Raw genomic sequence first — 16,611 nt, 5'->3', positions numbered from 1 at the left:
CGTCATACCGCTCTGACTGTCATCGCGTTTCGCGATAAGCGTTACCGTTGTCCGTATGTACGACCCCTCTCACCTGCGTACCTTCCTGGCGGTCGCCCAGACTTTGAGCTTCACGCAGGCCGCCCGGCGGCTCGGCCTGCGCCAGTCGACGGTGAGCCAGCATGTGCGGCGGCTGGAGGACGCCACCGGGCGGCAGCTGTTCACCCGGGACACCCATTCCGTGGAGCTGACCGAGGACGGCGAGGCGATGCTCGGGTTCGCGCGCAGGATCCTGGAGGTGCAGGAGCAGGCGTCGGCGTTCTTCACGGGCACCCGGCTGCGCGGCCGGCTGCGCTTCGGCGCCTCCGAGGACTTCGTGCTGACCCGGCTGCCGGAGATCCTGGAAGGCTTCCGGCACGACCATCCCGAGGTCGACCTGGAGCTGACGGTCGAGCTGTCGGGCACCCTGCACGAGCAGCTCGCCGCCGGGAAGCTGGATCTGGTGCTGGCCAAGCGGCGCCCCGAGGAGCCGCGGGGCGAGCTGGTCTGGCACGACGAGCTGGTGTGGATCGGCGCGGAACGGCTGCGTCTGGACGCCGACCGCCCGGTACCGCTGATCGTGTATCCGCCGCCGGGCATCACCCGTGCCCTCGCCCTGGAGGCGTTGGAGCGCCAGGGGCGGCAGTGGCGCATCGCGTGCACGAGCGGCAGCCTCAACGGGCTGATCGCCGCCGCCCGTGCCGGCCTCGGTGTGATGGCCCACTCCCGGGGACTGGTCCCGCCGGGACTGGTCCGCGTCCCCGAACGCTCCGGCCTCCCCGAGCTCGGCCGCGTCGACTTCGTCCTCGTCCACGGCCGCCGCCGCGCCTCGGCACAGGGCGCCGCGGACGCACTCGCGGGAGCGATCCTCGCGGGCGGGGACCGGCTGCAGCGCCGGCGTGCCGGCTAGCGAGGCCGCTGCCGGTACGTCCACTGCTTGACGCTGCGCAGAAACGGCGTCGCCTCCACGTGCTGGACACCCTCCTGGCGCCCCAGGGGCCACTGAGGTAGGCGTAGAGATCGGCGGTGCTCCTGACGGCCGCGGTCGCGGTGACACCGGAGTGCCGCGTTCGCCGCTGGGCTCAACTCGGCGGCGGTGGTGGCGGGACTGACCGCGACGGCCGCGGGAGCCCTCGTTGCCGCGCTGGTCAGGACGGTGCGGGCGCCCCGGATGGGAGTGACCGGATCCGCCGTTCCTACGCCGGCGGAGGAGAGGATCGGCTCCCGCGGACGCGGCCGCTGACGTGCGGCAGGGGCCGCAGCGAGGTCGTACAGATTCGGTGGAGATTACGGGACCGAAACTTACTCAACCGTCAGTTTTCTGTCCGACCCTTCCTGATGTGAGCGCATTTTCCCGGCCGTGACCGGCGCGTACGTGGACACCGCCCGGCTACGACCCCCCTCCCGCCCTCTCTTCGTGTGGGGTAGCTTTCACGGCGCTGCACGGAGTGTGACTCATTACAGGACGCTGAGGAGCGGGGAGCGGGGTTTGCGCGAGTTCACCAACCCTCCGTTGGCGTTGTCACCGCCGGTGGGCGGTCTGGCCGACGTCGTCTTCGAGCGTGCCCAGGACAACCCGCTCCATATCGCTCTCGGCCGCAAGGACGAGCAGGAACAGTGGCGTGACGTGACCTCGGCCGAGTTCCGGGACGAGGTGCTGGCCCTCGCCAAGGGGCTGCTCGCCCGCGGCATCCGGTTCGGCGACCGCGTCGCGATCATGTCCCGAACCCGCTACGAGTGGACCCTCTTCGACTTCGCGCTGTGGACGATCGGCGCGCAGGTGGTGCCGATCTATCCCACGTCGTCGGCCGAGCAGTGCTTCTGGGCGCTGTACGACGCCGAGTGCACGGCGGCGGTCGTGGAGCACGAGGACCACGCGATGACGATCGCCACCGTCATCGACCGGCTGCCGCACCTGCACCAGCTGTGGCAGCTCGACTCCAACGCCGTGCAGGATCTCTACGACGCCGGCGCGCACATCGACGACGGCGTGGTCCACCGGCACCGTCAGGCGGTCACGCCCGACTCGACGGCGACGGTCATCTACACCTCGGGCACCACGGGCCGCCCCAAGGGCTGCGTCATCACGCACGCCAACTTCATGTACGAGGCGGACACGGTCGCCGAGCACATGGGGCCGGTGTTCCACTCCAAGAAGGGCGACGAGGCGGCGACACTGCTGTTCCTGCCGCTCGCGCACGTCTTCGGGCGGATGGTGCAGGTCACCGCGATCCGCCACGGGATACGCTTCGGCCACCAGCCGCAGCTGAACGCCGCCGCACTGCTGCCGGACCTGCAGGTGTTCAAGCCGACGTTCATCCTCGCGGTGCCGTACATCTTCGAGAAGGTCTTCAACGCCTCCCGCCGGAAGGCCGAGAAGGAAGGCAAGGCGGGGCCGTTCGAGAAGGCCGTCGAGGTCGCCGTGAAGTACGCGGACGCCGTCGAGGCGAGGTCCTGGGGCATCGGCCCGGGCCCGTCGGCGGGGCTGCGCATGCAGCACCAGCTGTTCGACAAGCTCGTGTACTCCAAAGTCCGGGCCGCGATGGGCGGTCGCCTCCGCAACGCCATCTCGGGCGGCTCGGCGATGGACCGGCGGCTCGGCCTGTTCTTCGCGGGCGCGGGTGTGCAGATCTACGAGGGCTACGGCCTCACGGAGTCGACGGCGGCCGCGACCGCCAACCCGCCCGGGCGCACCCGTTACGGCACCGTGGGGCAGCCCATCCCGGGTGTCACCGTGCACATCGGGGACGACGCCGAGATCTGGCTGCACGGCGCCAACATCTTCCAGGGTTATCTGAACAACCAGAAGGCCACCGACGCGACCCTGCACGACGGCTGGCTGGCCACCGGCGACCTGGGCGCCCTCGACGAGGACGGCTACCTCACCATCACCGGCCGCAAGAAGGAGATCCTCGTGACCTCCGGCGGCAAGAGCGTCTCGCCCGCGGTGCTGGAGGAGCGTGTCCGCGACCATCCGCTGGTCAACCAGTGCATCGTCGTCGGCAACGACCGCCCGTACATCGCCGCCCTGGTCACCCTCGACCAGGAGGCCGTCGAGCACTGGCTGACGATGCGCGGCAAGCCGCAGATGTCACCGGCCCAGCTGGTACGCGACGCCGACCTGGAGACGGAGGTGCGGCGTGCGGTGGTCGCCGCCAACACCCTCGTCTCCCAGGCCGAGTCGATCCGTACCTTCCGCATACTGGCCCAGCCGTTCACCGAGGAACACGGTCTGCTGACCCCGTCCCTGAAGCTGAAGCGGAAGGCCATCGAGAACGCCTACGCCAACGAGGTAGAGGCGCTCTACCGGGCCTGACGTCACGTCAGGCGATGTTCGCTCAGCTGATGTTCACCCGCAGCAGCTTGTCCGATCCGTCCGGCTCGTTTCCGTTGTTGTCGCAGTTGGTGGTCGACAGCCACAGCTGGTCGGAGCCCGGCACCTTGGTCACGGTCCGCAGACGGCCGTACGTTCCCACGTAGTACGCCGTCGGTGTGCCGACGCTCTCGTTGTCGCCGTTGATCGGGATCCGCCACAGCCGTTCGCCGCGCAGCGACGCCATGTAGACGACGTTGCGGACGATCGCGATGCCGCTGGGCGAGGCCTCGGAGACGTTCCAGGTGGCCTTCGGGTTGGTCATCCCGGAGACGTTGCAGTTGCCCTCGCAGGTGGGCCAGCCGTAGTTGGCGCCCGGCTTGATGAGGTTCAGCTCGTCCTTGGAGCTGTTGCCGAACTCCGCTTCCCACAGGCGGCCGTTGCGGTCGAAGGCGAGGCCTTGCGGGTTGCGGTGGCCGAGGCTGTAGACGTAGTTGCCGAACGGGTTGCCGGGGGCCGCCTTCCCGTCCGTCGTCATGCGCAGGATCTTGCCGTTGAGGGAGTTCTTGTCCTGCGCGAGGTCGGGCGTCTGGGCCTCGCCGGTGGAGACGTAGAGGTAGCCATCGGGACCGAAGAGGAGGCGGCCGCCGTTGTGGTAGCGGCTCTTCTTGATGCCCTGGAGCAGGACCTTGTAGCCGCTGAGCGTCGTGCCGTCGTAGGTCATGCGGACCACGCGGTTGCCCTCGGACGCGGTGTGCATGAAGTAGACGTAGTGGTTGGTGTCCCATTCGGGGTCGGCCGCCACGCCGAGCAGACCGCCCTCGCCGTTGGTGGTGACGGCGTTGGGGACCTTGCCGACCTGGGTCCGCGTACCGTCCTTGGTCACCTTCCAGACCCGGAAGTCGTCCCGCTCGGTGACCAGCGCTGTCTTTCCGTCGGGCATCCAGTAGGTGCCCCAGGGGATGGTCCAGCCGGTGGAGAGGGTGGAGACGGAGGACGGGACGCCGCCGTCCGTCGCGCACGCCTTGGTCGTGAAGCTCACCGTGCTGCTCTGCGGTGAGACATTGCCCGCGGCGTCACGGGCGGCCACGTTCAGCGAGTACGGGCTGTTGCAGGCGAGCCCGGTGAGCGTCGTGGAGGTACCGGCGGTGACGGTCTTGTAGACGGTGCTGTCGCTGCGCACGTCGTAGGCGACGACGGCCCGGTCGTCCGTTGAGGCACCCCACGTCAGGTCGGCGCTGTTCGCCGTGACGCCGGCGGCGGAGAGCGTGCCCGGCCTGGTCGGCGGGGTGGTGTCGGAGCTGGGCTTGGTGGTGCAGTCGACGACGGGGCTGGCGGATGAGGTGTTGCCCGCCGCGTCGCGGGCGATGACGGTGAGGTCGTAGGTGGTGTTCGGGGTCAGCCCGGTCAACGCCCTGGAGGTCGAACTCCCCGGCGCCTCACCGATCTTGTTGCCGTGCTCGTAGAGGTCGTACGCCGTCACGGCCACGTTGTCCGTCGAGGCACCCCAGGCCAGGGTGAGCGTGTCTTCCCCGATGTCGGAGCAGCTGGGCCGGCCGGGGCGGGTCGGGGCCTGGGCGTCGGCCGCCGCGTCGACGCTGATCCGGTCGAGGTTGGGGCCGCCGTTCGCGGTGGTGGCGGTCGCGCGGATCTTGTCGGAGCCGGCGGTGAGCGGGACGTTGACGGTCTTGGTGGTCCAGGTGTTCCAGTCGGCGGTGGCCGGGAAGGACACACCGGAGGCGACGACCGTGCCGCCCACCGAGATGTCCATCGGGCGGTCCACGGACGTCCCGTTGGCGTACCGGAAGGTCACCGCCGAGGTGCCCGCGGAGGCCGCGCTCACCGTGAACTCGACGGAGGAACCCCTGACGTTGGTGTAGTCGACGAAGCCGGTGCCCGTGTATCCGGTGTGGTTGGTGGCCACAGTGCCCTGGGAGATCTGGGCGTTCTCGGCCTGGTAGTCGGTGGCGGCGAGCGCGGTGCCCTGGCCCAGCCCCGCGAGGGGCAGGGCGAGGGCCGCGGCCACGCCGTAGGGCAGAACTCTCTTCAGATTCATGGGTGTTCCCCTCAACCCGTGCACTGGGAGGCGGGGTTCTGCGGGTTGCCCCAGCCGAGGTATTCGTAGGGGGCGACGGCCATGCCGGGAGCGGCCGCGGTGGTCGCCGAGACTGCAGAAACGTTGTCGCTGGGAACCGGCTTCACCCGCACAAGTCGCGTTTCGCCGGGTCGCAGCGTTGCGCTGTACGAGTTTGCGGTCACGCCCTTGTGTGCGCCGGACCACAGGTCGGTGACGTCTCCGGAACCGGTGAAGCCGACCTGCGACCAGTTCACACCGACCGTGGCGTTTCCGGACGTTCCGGTGTTGAACAGCGCGACCACGTACTCGCCGCTGTTCTCCCGTTTACTGAAGACCTGCTTGACACCACTGTTCACAACCCGCTTCGCGGCCACCCCGTCCTGGTCCACACCGATCAGCCGGTCGTTGGTGAGCATCGCCTTGTCGACGGAGTCGAGGTGAGTGAGGTCGGTGCCCAGGAGCAACGGCGAGGCGGCCATCGCCCACAAGGTGAAATGGGAGCGGCGCTGGTCCGCGGTGAGGCCGGCCTGGTCGCCGTTGCCGATCTCCAGCGAGTCCTGGTCGTTCCAGCCGCCCGGACCTGCGTACGGCTGCCAGGAGGCGGCCGTGTTGAAGCGGGCAGAGACGTGCGACCAGTCGGTGAGCGGATAGCCGCTGCCGTTGGAACCGGGCCCGCAGTAGCATTCGACGTCGCCCTGGGTGCGCCAGCTGTTGGCGAGCCCCCGCCAGGTGGTGGCGTCGGCGATCGGCAGGTTGTTGGAGAGCGCGAAGTCGATGGGCCGTCCGCTCGCCCGCAGGGCCTTGTCCCAGGCCTGCACATCGGGGATGTCCTGGCTGCCCACTCCGTCGATCTTCAGGTAGTCGACTCCCCATGAGGCGAACTGCCTGGCCCACGAGTTGACGAACTCCTGCGCACCCGGCTTGGAGTAGTCGATGTAGTACATGTTCTTGCAGTTGTAGTTCTTCTCGGTCTTCGAGGTGTCCGCGATGTCCTTCGCGTGGTACGAGGTCCCCTCGATCGGCGTGTTCCTGGTGACGGCGTTCTTGGCGATGCCGGGCGTCACATAGAAGCCGAACTTCAGGCCCTTGGAGTGGACGTAGTCGGCCAGTGCCTTGATGCCGCCCGGGAACTTGGCCGAATCGGCGCTCCAGCGGCCGTAGTTGTCGACGGCGAAGCCGTTCGAGTCGCACTTCTGCCAGAAGTCGTCGAGGTTGACGTAGACGAAGCCGTGGTCCTTGAGGCCGCTCGACACGAGCGCGTCCGCCTGGGCCTTGATCTTCGCCTCGGTCGGCGTGCGGCGCACGAAACTCCAGCTGCTCCAGCCCATGGCGGGGCGGACCGACTGGCCGTTGTCGGAGGCGGCCGCCGTGTGTGCGGCGCCCATGAGCGGCACGGCGGCGGCGACGAGCAGGCCGGCCACGGCCGCCGTGAGTGATCTGGTCCGAATCACGAATGTCCCCCGTTCACGGGCGTCGCGTAGCTGGTGCCGATCCATGCCTCGTCGATCCGCAGCCGCTTGTAGCGTGTGGCGTCGCTGGACGCGGCCCAGGTGGTGTCGACCTCCAGGCGGACGTAGCGGGAGGTGGCCGCGGTGAGGTCGATGCCCTGCATTCCGCGGCGGCTTGGGAGCTGCCCTGCCTTGACCGCGCTCCCCCAGGTCGAGCCGTCGTTGCTCAGGTACACCTTGTAGTCCTTGATCCGCGCCGACTGCTCGGTGTCCGAGCGGGCGTAGGCGACGGAGTCCTCGCGCTGGTTGAGCCCGACGTACTGGACCTTCCTGGCCGAGCCGAGGTCGAAGGTGAGGTTCACGGGCAGCTTCTTGTTGTTGTCCCAGTAGGTGAGGTGGTCGCCGTCGCCGGCGGCCGGCCCGGCGTGTCCGCTCGCGGAGGCACTCGCGCTCACGTCGACGCCGGTGAGGATGCCCTGCCGTCCGGCGGTGACGACCTTGAAGACGGTGTCGTACGGGTCCCAGCCGCCGAGTCCGGTCAGCGTCAGCACGCCGCCCGACTGCGACCACGAAACCGCCGCTCCCGTACGGAGGTTGGTGACGGAGGCGATGCGGTAGCCGTTGTCGCGGATACGCAGGGTGCTGGTACTGGGCGGGGTCAGGACGTGCACGTACTGCCGGTTCGGGTCCGTCTTGCTGATGGTCGTGACACCGTGCGCACCGTCGTTCCAGAATCCGGGCTTGAGGCCGCCATACATGTAACCGCCGCCCTCGGTGCCGTGCAGGGACTCCCAGATGGGCCCGAGATAGGAGTTCGCGAAGGTGTTGAAGGACGCCTGGTTGCCGGGGAACTTCCCGTTGACCTGGGCGGTCTCGGCCATCAGGGCCTTCACGGAGGAGCCCGCGTTGGTGATCAGCCGGCCGAGGGTGAGCTTCTTGTCGACGGCCGGGTCGGAGCCGTCGTACCACCAGGCGCCGGTCGAGGGCAGCTTGAAGTCGGCCTCGGTCAGGCGGGGTTGGGCGGTGTAGATGGCCTGCGGGTAGTCGTAGGCGGGCGTCATTCCCGTCTTCTGCTCATTGCTGATCATGTCCATGATCGGCGTGTCTTCGTTGTTGTTGCTGAGCGTGTAGTTCGGGCGCTTCTGGTAGATCTGCTGGTAGAGGTCGTGGCTCTCCCAGTACGCGTTGTCGTTGTCGATCCAGAAGCCGCCGAGGTCGGGATAGCGGTCCATGACTTCGAAGAAGTTGTCGTAGCTGAACTGCCCGAAGCCGTCGCGGGTGGTCAGGTCGACGTTCTTGCCCTTGTGTGCGGAGTAGGCAGCCGAGTCGAGCCACTCGTGGCCGCCCTCGTCGTGCCACTGGGGATCGTCGGTCATGTAGAGGATGACCTTCATGCCCTTGGCCTTGGCCGCGGTGATCAGTTCACCGAGGAAGTCCCGCTTGGTGGAGCAGGAGCCGGGAATCTTCGAGGGCCAGGGGCGGGCGTAGCCTAGGCGGCTGTGGAAGGTGGCGAGGACCAGGTACTGGGTGTGCAGCTTCTGCGCCTCCTTCACCCAGTAGTCCGGGGTCCAGCCGCCGTCCGTGACGTCCTTCTCCCAGGCGGAGCAGCTGGTGTGGGCGGACGCCGTGCGCAGGCCCCAGTGCAGGAAGAGGCCGCCGACGGAGGCGCGGAGGAAGTCCTGGCGGGGGTTGTCGAGGTCGAGCGGCTTCACGACCGGACTCGGGCCGCAGTCCTCGCCCGACCCGCTGCCCGACACCCGCAGCGCACCGCCGGAGGTGGTGTGGCTGTCGCTCAGGCAGTAGCCCGTGACGTTCTGGAAGCCCACGTCGTGCGGCGAGTTGCTGCCCTTCTGCGCGGTGAACCGGGTGAGACGGATGCCGCTCGCGGCGTTGGCGATGACGGCCGGCCTGCCGTCGTTCGCCGCGAACTTCACCGAGCTGTCGGTGAAGTGGACGTTGTCGGCGTTGTGCAGGTACCAGCCGTACGCCGGCCGGGTGCCGATGCTCTTGGGGTTGTAGTCGTTGGGGTCGTTGCCCGGCACCGCGGTGGACATGGTGCCGTTGCCGCCGGGAACCGTGATGTCGACCTTGTTGAAGGTGACGCCGTCGATGCGGTGGCCGGTCTCACCCCACAGAGTCGGGCTGAAGGACGGGCTGTTGCCGGTCGCCGTGATGTCGTCGTACGTGATGTCGCTGATCGATCCGACGCCGGGACTGTTGCCGCAGCGCTTTCGGGTACCGATCTTCTGCATGATCGGCGAGTGGACGTCTCTCATCGTGATGTCGCGGTAGTGGACGTCGGAGATCTTCGCGCCGTCCATCGACACCATGCCGAGCCCTGACTTGTCGGCGCCGTCGATGCGGATGTTCTCGAAGCGGTAGTCCGAGAAGTCGCCGCAGGTCTCGGAGCCGAACATCAGGGCGTTGCAGCAACGGGCGGACAGATAGGAGTCGTTGACGCGTACGTGGCCGTTGGCGAGCTTGGCGCCGAGGGCGTAGTCGCTCTTGAAGACCAGCGCGTCGTCGTTGGCCTCGATGTGGGCGTTGGTGATCGTGACGTCCGTGGTGGAGATGACGTTCCAGCCGTCGCGGTCGCCGGCCGTGTCGATGGTGAGGTGGTCCGACGTGACGTTCTCGCAGCCGTTGACGAGGGCCGCGAAGTGGCCGCCGCGGCGGAGGGTGAGCCCGTCCCCGATGCGGAGCCCGTCGCAGCGCGTCAGCGAGATGATCTTGTCGGCCTCGCCGGGCCTGGGGTTGCCGGTGATCAGGTCGCCCATGCCGTCGATCACGCCCTGCCCGACGAAGCCGATGTCGGTCAGCTTGTCGCCGTAGATCATCGCGTCGTGGAAGTGGCTGTGCCCGTAGTCCTGGTAGGCGTCGTACGGGTTGGACTCGGCCTTGTCGTAGGTGTCGGCGCTGGAACCCTGGATCGTGGCGCCCCTGTCGACCTGGAGCGTCACATGGCTCTTCATGTGGATGGTGTTCCTGGACTTGTAGCTGCCGGCGGGGAAGCGGACGGTGCCGCCGCCACTGGCCGAACTCGCCGCAGTGATCGCCTTGTTGATGGCCGGTGTGTCGTTGGCGGAGCCGTCTCCCTTTGCGCCGTAGTCGCGTACGTCGATGAGGGCGGCGGCACGTGAGGCGCTCTGCGGCCCCGCGACGGCCACGGGGTGGGTGAGTCCGAGGACGACCGCGAGGACGAACAGGACGACGGCCGCTGCTCTGTGTCGTGGAACGGTGGGGGGTTTCATGCGGACTGCTCCTCACACGAGCTGGTAGCCCCGGAGACCGGTGAGCAGGAGGTAGGTGTCCTGCAGGGACCCGGAGGTGTCGCCGAGAGATCGGTAGATGCCCCACTTCGGGCGCACACGGTCGGCCAGGAAGGTGTCGACGCCCCTCTTCGAGGCGTCGATGACGGTGGAGCCGCCGGACTTGAGGATCCAGCGGATCGAGCCCGCCGAGCCGTTGCCGACCTTGATCTGGAAGTCGACGTCCGTCCACTTGTCGTGCAGCGGGTCCAGGCCGGTGCGGCCGACGAGGATGTCGTCGACGGCAAGCTTCAGCTCGATGGTCTGCTTGCCGTTCACCCGGCGCAGCGACTGCACGACGATCGGCGAGGAGCCGGTACCGGGCTGCTTCATCTGCATGATGTGGGTGAAGGTGGTGGTCGCCTTCAGCGAGCTGGGGATGTACATCGAGTAGGTGAGCCGCCAGGTCTGGCCCTGGGTCCACTTGAGGTAGTTGCTGCCGCTGCCGTTGCGCAGGCCCGTGACCTCCTGGCGCTGGCGGTCGGTCGACGTGTCGCGGTCGACGGTGTGCATGGTGAAGCGCCAGTTGTCACCGGTGGCGAGGATGTGCGGATGGCCGGCCGGGTGCGAGCGGGCGCGGTCGTCCTCGATCGTCTCGAAGGCGCCGAGCCCGTCACCGCTCGCGGACGGGGACCACTTCTGCTGCCAGGACGCGGCGTGCGCGGTGGTCGCGGGCAGCCCGACGGCCGCGCTGGCGGCTCCGCCCAGGGCGGCACCCAGCAGCACCCTTCTGGATGCGTTCATGACACTAATCACCTCGCAGCTGTTCGTTCATGATCAGGAAGGCGCCCAGGCCGTGGAAGTCGTTGGTGGCCCGGGTGCGGTCGATGTAGTACGCGTAGTCGCCGACGTTGGTGCCGATCGTGATGCCGGCGAGGTTCGTCCGGCCGTCGGAGCCGACCGACAGCTTCGCCAGCACGCCCTGGTAGCCGCGCCGGGCCACGGCCGTGTAGTGCGGATCGAGATAGCCCTGCTGGACACCGCGCGAGAGGGCGTAGGTGAACATGCTGGAGCAGGACGTCTCGGTCCAGTTGTCGCTGCGGCCGCCCTTGTCCATCACCTGGAACCAGCGTCCGGTCGCCGGGTCCTGGTACTTCTCCAGGCCGGCCGCCAACTTGCGCAATATCGCCAGGAGTTGGGGACGGCGGGACTGATTCGCCGGGATGGCGTCGAGGACGTTCACGGTCGCCATGGCGTACCAGCCGACCGCGCGGCACCAGTGCTCGGGGGCGAGTCCTGTCTGCGGGTCGGCCCAGCTCACGCTCTTCGACTCGTCGTAGGCGTGCTTGAGCAGCCCGTTCGTGACCTGCAGGTGGCTGCCGTAGACGGAGAGCTGCCGCGTCGCCTCGTCGTCGGTGTACGCGCTGTTGCCGAACTCCTTGCCGTACTCGACGAGGAACGGGTTGACCATGTAGACGCCGTCCGCCCAGAGTTGGTGGGCGCGGCTGGAGGTGTCCGCGTGCCAGAAGCCGCCGTCGCCCGTGCGCGGGTAGGTGCGCAGGCGGTCGAGGATCTTCTTCGCCGCCTTGCGGTAGCGGTCCTGGCCCGTCTCGTGGTGCAGGATCACCAGCAGTCGGCCGGCCTGCATGCTGTCCAGGCTGTTGAAGGACTGGCCGATGGAGCCGTCGCTCTTCACGAACCGGTCGACGTAGGTCTTGATGTACGTCAGGTAGCGGGCGTCGTGGGTGCGCCGGTAGGTGAGGTACTCGCCGTAGAGGTAGAGGCCCACGGGGTAGGACCAGCCGCCGATGGTGCTCGGCGTGTAGCGGGCCATGGTGGAGTCGACCATCGCCACGGACCAGTCGGGGGCGGCGGCCGGACGGTGTGCGGGGGCGACGGACGCGGGGGCGGCCGGGGGTGGGACGGCCGCCGGCAGGGTGGCCAGGCCGGCGGTGACGAGGGTGAGGGTCGTCAGTGCCGTCCGCAGACGACTGCGTCTCATGTTCCTCCCTTTCGGTAGTCGTACGCGAGGGCGCGGCGCGGCCCCTGCCCGAGTTCGCGCACGAGATGGTGGTCGGGGGCGTGTCGGCAGGCGGGGTCGGTGCGGGTCGCGTCGCCGGTGAGCGCGTGTGCCTGGCAGCGGCAGCCGCCGTGGTCGGTGGAGCGGAGCGCGCAGCCGCGACAGGGTGCCGGCATCCAGGACTCGCCGCGGTACGCGTTGAAGGCCTTCGACTCCCGCCAGATCCAGGCGAGTTGACGGTCACGCACGTTCGGCGGGTCGAGGTCCGGCAGCGCTGCCGCGGCCGGGCAGGGCAGGACCGTGCCGTCCGGGGTGACGGTGAGCGAGAGCGCTCCCCAGCCACCCATGCAGGGTTTCGCCGTGGCGTCCACCCAGTCGGCAGCGACCCACACCAACTCCACCGATCTGCCGAGGAGTTCACGCCAGCGAGCAACCGAGGCCCGGGCCTGCTCGACCTGTTCGCGGGTCGGCAACAAGGCGGCGCGGTTGTGCAGGGCCCAGCCGTGGAACTGCGTGTGCGCGAGTTCGATACGGTCGGCGCCCCATTTCAGACCGAGGGCGATCAGGTCGTCCAGGGCGTCGAGGTTGACGCGGTGCAGCACGACGTTGAGGCCGAAAGGGAGTCCGGAGGCGCGGTTCAACCGGGCGGCACGCTCCTTGGCCGCGAACGAGCGGACGCTCGCGATGCGTTCTGAGACCTGCGGATCGGCATGCTGCACCGAGACGGTCATGGCACGGTCGCCGTACGGCCGGTCAGCGGTCGCCGAGAGCGTAGGCGGTCACTTCGAGCGCGGTCTCCACGACCACGTAACCGGGGCTTCGCCAGACCCTTTCATCCGATGTCTCCGGCGGTTCCTGTGCGGGCTGGTCCGTCCGAAGGGCGTGAAGAAGTGTCTCGTTCATGCGGCTGTACCTGCTTCCCTGAGGGGTGAGGGGTCTCAAGATGCCCAGACAGGCGAGAGGCGTTCACATGCATGCACCAAGTTCACGAACTCGTTCGGTGGCGCGATCCAGAGTTGCGGCAGAAAGGGGCGGCGGTCAATGGTCCGGACCGAAGACGTCGGATGCATTTCCGGCCAACCTCGACCGCGAGGCACTGACTCACGGGTCAGTTCCAGTGGAATCTCAGTGGATCCGCTGTGGATTCTCCCGTCAGGAATGCATCACGGCCCGTGATCGTTGACGATGGGAGTGCCACCTGACGACAACCGTAAGGATCAAGAGCTCGTGAGCAGCAAGGTCCCCCCGATCATCCTCAACAACGGCGTCGAGATGCCCCAGCTGGGCTTCGGCGTCTGGCAGGTGCCGGACGACGAGGCGGAGCGGGCGGTCGCCACCGCGCTGGAGTCCGGGTACCGCAGCATCGACACAGCGGCGATCTACGGCAATGAAGAGTGCACCGGCAAGGCGATCGCCACCTCCGGTGTCCCCCGCGAGGACATCTTCGTCACCACCAAGCTCTGGAACTCCGACCAGGGGTACGACTCCACCCTGCGCGCGTTCGACACGTCGCTGGAGAAGCTCGGCCTCGAGTACGTCGACCTGTACCTGATCCACTGGCCGACCCCGGAGCGGGACAAGTACGTCGACACGTACAAGGCGTTCGAGAAGCTGCACGCGGACGGCCGTATCCGCGCGATCGGCGTCTCCAACTTCGAGCCGGACCACCTGCGGCGGCTCATCGCCGAGACGTCGGTCGTCCCGGCGGTCGACCAGATCGAACTGCACCCCCACCTGCAGCAGCACGCGGCCCGCGAGTATCACGCGGAGCGGGGCATCGCCACCGAGGCCTGGTCACCGCTCGGCCAGGGCAAGGGTCTCCTGGAGGTCCCGGCAGTGGTCGCCATCGCCCAGAAGCACGGCCGCACCCCTGCCCAGGTCGTGCTGCGCTGGCACCTCCAGCTCGGCAACGTCGTGATCCCCAAGTCCGTGACGCCGTCCCGGATCAAGGAGAACATCGAGGTCTTCGACTTCAGTCTGGACACCGAGGACCTGGCGGCGATCAGCGCACTGAACGAGGACCGGCGCCTGGGCCCCGACCCGTCCACCTTCAACATGGGCTGACACCGGTCCGGCCCCGCACGGGCGTCCGCCCCGCCACGCGACTCCCGCGCGGCGGGGCGGACGTGTTTCCCCGTCAGGCCGGACGCCTTCCACCGCCGGGCCGGACGTGGGTCACCGTCACGCCCGACATGCGTCACCCGCCCCGCACATCCGTGAGGACGACCTCGAACTCCTCCAGCGAGATCACGGTCACATGCGCCTTGGCCGCACCCTCGTGCCGGGCCGACGCATGGGCCCCGCGGGACGCGGTGAGGGAGTGGCGGTCCGTGAACAGGGCGCCCACCAGGCCGCGTCCGCGCTCCCGGTCGACCAGCAGGGATGTCCTGGCCAGGCCGGCCAGGGTCTCCAGCCTGGGGGCCACCGACGCGCGGAAGGTCTCGGCGAGCAGGTCCGCGTCCATGGGGTCGAACTCCAGCCTGGTGAGCCGCAGTCCGCCGCCGGCCGCGGGCTGCCTGACCTGATGGAAGACGACCGCCTCGTAGTTGTCGACGGCGGTCGTGGCCGCGAACGGCTCCAGCAGCGACCCCCGCCGCTCACGCATGACCTCGTCGCTGTTGCGCCGGGTGTCCTCGGACTCCCACCAGCTGACCGCCAGCAGTTTGCCGAGCTCACGGTCCACGAAGATGCCCGACCCGCGGTATCCCGGACGCTCCTCCAGAAGGTCCCGCCCCTGCGAGTTCAACGCCCTGAGGGCCGTGTCGACCTTCGAGGGATCTCCGGTCGCGTACACGGTGCGAACGAACATGACGCCTCGCCTCCCAGAAGTGACCACATATCTGGAATGTTCGATATGGCCAGTCTTCCCCTGCGGGCAAATCACTGCAATCAGGGTGGGTTGCAGAAGTCTGGACCAGGGGGGTTGACGAGGGCATGCAATGAGGGCCACCTTGTACCACCCGAGTAAGGAAACTTTCCTAACAGAAGGGTCCCCCACAGTGCGCATACGAACACTGACCCTCGCCGCGGCCTCCGGGGCCGCCCTGCTCGCCGCCGGAGTGCTCCCCGCCAGCGCTTCCGGCACGGCAGGACCCGCGTCCACCCAGGAGGGCTCGGTCAGCGCGGCCGACCTGCTCGCCAAGGTGACGTCGTGTCAGCAGATCTCGAACGGCAAGTACAAGACGGACGACGAGACGTCGGCCGGCATCCCCGTGTGCGGGAAGAACGGCGCGGTGTTCTGGAAGGCCGACATGGACATCGACTGCGACGGTCAGCGCACCTCGAAGTGCAACGAGGACACCGACCCCTGGTACCAGGACGACACGGCGTTCCACCAGTCCAACGGCAAGCCGCTCAAAGCCGATTCACTGCCGTACGTGGTCGTGCCGAGCTCCAGCAGCATCTGGAACTACTCCGGAGCCGGCATCAAGGGCGGCGGCGTGGTCGCGGTGATCTACAACAACAAGGTCGAGTACGCCGTGGTCGGCGACACCGGGCCGACGAAGATCATCGGCGAGGCGTCCTACGCCACCGCCCGGGCCCTCGGCATCGACTCCAACCCCGAGACCGGCGGCGCCGACTCCGGCGTCACCTACATCGTGTTCAAGAACTCGCAGGTCTCCCCCATCGAGAGCCACAGTGCGGCGGTCACGCTGGGCGACAAGCTGGCCAAGCAGTTCCTGCAGAACAACTAGAACCGCCCGGGGAAGGCGTCGGGCAGCCCGACCGGCCTTTGCGGCGGGGTCAGTTGGGCTGTCCGATCGGCCGTACGACGACGGTGTTGACGTCGACGCCCTCCGGCTGCCGGATGGCCCAGACGATCGACTCGGCAAGCTGGTCGGCCGTCAGCAGAAGGCCGGGCGGCAGGCTGCCCATGCCGTCCCAGAACGGGGTCTCGACCCGGCCCGGCGCGATCAGCGTGACGCCGATGCCGAACTCCGTGACCTGACGGCGGGTGTTCTCGGCGAGGCCGGTCACCGCCCATTTGGTCGCCCCGTAGATATTGCCCGGCCCGTTCACGAAACCGGCGACACTGCCCACCAGGACGATCCGGCCCCGGGTCTCCTTCAGCGCGTCGACAGAGGCGCGGACGAGGAGGGCCGGGCCGAGGACGTTGGTCAGTACCATCTCGGTCCAGCCGGCCGGGTCACCGTCGGCGACGGTGTCGTGAGTCGCGAAGCCCGCGTTGGCCACGACCGTGTCCAGTCGGCCGAAAGCCTTGAGCGTGCTGTCGACCGCCGCCCGCACATCCGCGTACTCGGACGCATTGCCGACGATAGTCAACAGCCCTTCGGGACTGCCGAGTTGCTCGTCGAACGCGTCCAACCGCTCCTTTCGGCGGCCGGTGACGGCCACCCGGTGCCCGGCCTCGATCAGCTGCCGCGCCGCGGCGGCGCCGATGCCGGTGGCCCCGCCGGTGATCAGCGCGACGGGAGATTCGGTGCTGGTGGACATGACTACCCCCGGTGTCTCGTCCTCGTGTCTCG

13 protein-coding genes and 1 pseudogene are annotated in these 16,611 nt (G+C 68.3%); 4 read left to right on the top strand and 10 right to left on the bottom strand.

From position 1 onward, the window contains the following. Positions 1-55: 55 nt before the first annotated feature. The gene (locus OOK07_RS36345) at positions 56-928 is read left to right on the top strand and encodes a LysR substrate-binding domain-containing protein (protein WP_266686375.1); all 873 of its coding nucleotides are present in this window, start codon (positions 56-58) and stop codon (positions 926-928) included. On the opposite strand, the pseudogene OOK07_RS43825 reads toward OOK07_RS36345, so the two are convergent. Then, positions 925-1,079: pseudogene (locus tag OOK07_RS43825) on the bottom strand (AsnC family protein); the annotation flags it as partial. The gene OOK07_RS36345 and the pseudogene OOK07_RS43825 overlap by 4 nt on opposite strands. A 428-nt stretch (positions 1,080-1,507) precedes the next feature. On the opposite strand from OOK07_RS43825, the gene OOK07_RS36335 reads away from it, so the two are divergent. After that, positions 1,508-3,334, top strand: coding sequence for an AMP-dependent synthetase/ligase (locus tag OOK07_RS36335; RefSeq protein ID WP_266686374.1), 1,827 nt, complete (start codon positions 1,508-1,510; stop codon positions 3,332-3,334). A gap of 22 nt (positions 3,335-3,356) precedes the next feature. Here OOK07_RS36335 and OOK07_RS36330 read toward each other — a convergent pair whose 3' ends face one another. The 7 genes from OOK07_RS36330 to OOK07_RS36300 are packed head-to-tail and all read right to left on the bottom strand — an operon-like array spanning position 3,357 to position 13,027. After that, positions 3,357-5,387 carry a PQQ-dependent sugar dehydrogenase gene (locus OOK07_RS36330; RefSeq protein WP_266800745.1) on the bottom strand — a complete coding sequence of 677 codons (2,031 nt, stop codon included), beginning with the start codon at positions 5,385-5,387 and terminating at the stop codon, positions 3,357-3,359. 11 nt (positions 5,388-5,398) lie between these two features. Beyond that, on the bottom strand, positions 5,399-6,859 hold the full coding sequence (locus OOK07_RS36325; RefSeq protein ID WP_266800743.1) for a glycoside hydrolase family 27 protein: 1,461 nt from the start codon (positions 6,857-6,859) through the stop codon (positions 5,399-5,401). Then, positions 6,856-10,107 (bottom strand): glycosyl hydrolase family 28 protein, encoded by a 3,252-nt coding sequence (locus OOK07_RS36320; protein ID WP_266800741.1) that lies wholly within the window; start codon positions 10,105-10,107, stop codon positions 6,856-6,858. The genes OOK07_RS36325 and OOK07_RS36320 overlap by 4 nt, the downstream gene beginning before the upstream one ends. Before the next feature lie 12 nt (positions 10,108-10,119). Beyond that, positions 10,120-10,908, bottom strand: coding sequence for a polysaccharide lyase family protein (locus tag OOK07_RS36315; RefSeq protein WP_266800739.1), 789 nt, complete (start codon positions 10,906-10,908; stop codon positions 10,120-10,122). Positions 10,909-10,912: 4 nt separating this feature from the next. Next, on the bottom strand, positions 10,913-12,106 hold the full coding sequence (locus tag OOK07_RS36310) for a glycoside hydrolase family 88/105 protein (protein WP_266800737.1): 1,194 nt from the start codon (positions 12,104-12,106) through the stop codon (positions 10,913-10,915). After that, positions 12,103-12,855, bottom strand: a complete 753-nt coding sequence (locus OOK07_RS36305) for an SPASM domain-containing protein (protein WP_406312936.1) — start codon at positions 12,853-12,855, stop codon at positions 12,103-12,105. The genes OOK07_RS36310 and OOK07_RS36305 overlap by 4 nt, the downstream gene beginning before the upstream one ends. Before the next feature lie 22 nt (positions 12,856-12,877). Then, positions 12,878-13,027 (bottom strand): pyrroloquinoline quinone precursor peptide PqqA, encoded by a 150-nt coding sequence (locus OOK07_RS36300; protein WP_266686366.1) that lies wholly within the window; start codon positions 13,025-13,027, stop codon positions 12,878-12,880. A 324-nt stretch (positions 13,028-13,351) separates the two neighbouring features. Here OOK07_RS36300 and OOK07_RS36295 point away from each other — a divergent pair, with 324 nt between their 5' ends. After that, the gene (locus tag OOK07_RS36295) at positions 13,352-14,188 is read left to right on the top strand and encodes an aldo/keto reductase (protein WP_323183011.1); all 837 of its coding nucleotides are present in this window, start codon (positions 13,352-13,354) and stop codon (positions 14,186-14,188) included. Positions 14,189-14,321: 133 nt separating this feature from the next. On the opposite strand, the gene OOK07_RS36290 is transcribed toward OOK07_RS36295, so the two are convergent. Continuing rightward, a complete protein-coding gene (locus tag OOK07_RS36290; RefSeq protein WP_266686365.1) occupies positions 14,322-14,933 on the bottom strand; it encodes a hypothetical protein in 612 nt (203 codons plus the stop codon). A 190-nt stretch (positions 14,934-15,123) separates the two neighbouring features. On the opposite strand from OOK07_RS36290, the gene OOK07_RS36285 reads away from it, so the two are divergent. Then, positions 15,124-15,819: a glycoside hydrolase family 75 protein gene (locus OOK07_RS36285; protein WP_266800735.1), complete on the top strand. Its 696-nt coding sequence runs from the start codon at positions 15,124-15,126 to the stop codon at positions 15,817-15,819. A gap of 49 nt (positions 15,820-15,868) precedes the next feature. On the opposite strand, the gene OOK07_RS36280 is transcribed toward OOK07_RS36285, so the two are convergent. Beyond that, complete coding sequence (locus OOK07_RS36280; protein ID WP_266686362.1) at positions 15,869-16,579, bottom strand: SDR family oxidoreductase; 711 nt, start codon at positions 16,577-16,579, stop codon at positions 15,869-15,871. Positions 16,580-16,611: the final 32 nt, after the last annotated feature.

The organism is Streptomyces sp. NBC_00078 (genome assembly GCF_026343335.1).
Taxonomy (GTDB): Bacteria; Actinomycetota; Actinomycetes; order Streptomycetales; family Streptomycetaceae; genus Streptomyces.
This window is presented reverse-complemented; position numbering and strand designations above follow the sequence as displayed.

Bases quoted from the DNA above. Each gene is read 5' to 3' on its own strand.
- OOK07_RS36300 (WP_266686366.1), bottom strand. From the start codon at position 13,027: ATGAACGAGACACTTCTTCACGCCCTTCGGACGGACCAGCCCGCACAG.
- OOK07_RS36280 (WP_266686362.1), bottom strand. From the start codon at position 16,579: ATGTCCACCAGCACCGAATCTCCCGTCGCGCTGATCACCGGCGGGGCC.
- OOK07_RS36305 (WP_406312936.1), bottom strand. From the start codon at position 12,855: ATGACCGTCTCGGTGCAGCATGCCGATCCGCAGGTCTCAGAACGCATC.
- OOK07_RS36310 (WP_266800737.1), bottom strand. From the start codon at position 12,106: ATGAGACGCAGTCGTCTGCGGACGGCACTGACGACCCTCACCCTCGTC.
- OOK07_RS36290 (WP_266686365.1), bottom strand. From the start codon at position 14,933: ATGTTCGTTCGCACCGTGTACGCGACCGGAGATCCCTCGAAGGTCGAC.
- OOK07_RS36330 (WP_266800745.1), bottom strand. From the start codon at position 5,387: ATGAATCTGAAGAGAGTTCTGCCCTACGGCGTGGCCGCGGCCCTCGCC.
- OOK07_RS36315 (WP_266800739.1), bottom strand. From the start codon at position 10,908: ATGAACGCATCCAGAAGGGTGCTGCTGGGTGCCGCCCTGGGCGGAGCC.
- OOK07_RS36320 (WP_266800741.1), bottom strand. From the start codon at position 10,107: ATGAAACCCCCCACCGTTCCACGACACAGAGCAGCGGCCGTCGTCCTG.
- OOK07_RS36345 (WP_266686375.1), top strand. From the start codon at position 56: ATGTACGACCCCTCTCACCTGCGTACCTTCCTGGCGGTCGCCCAGACT.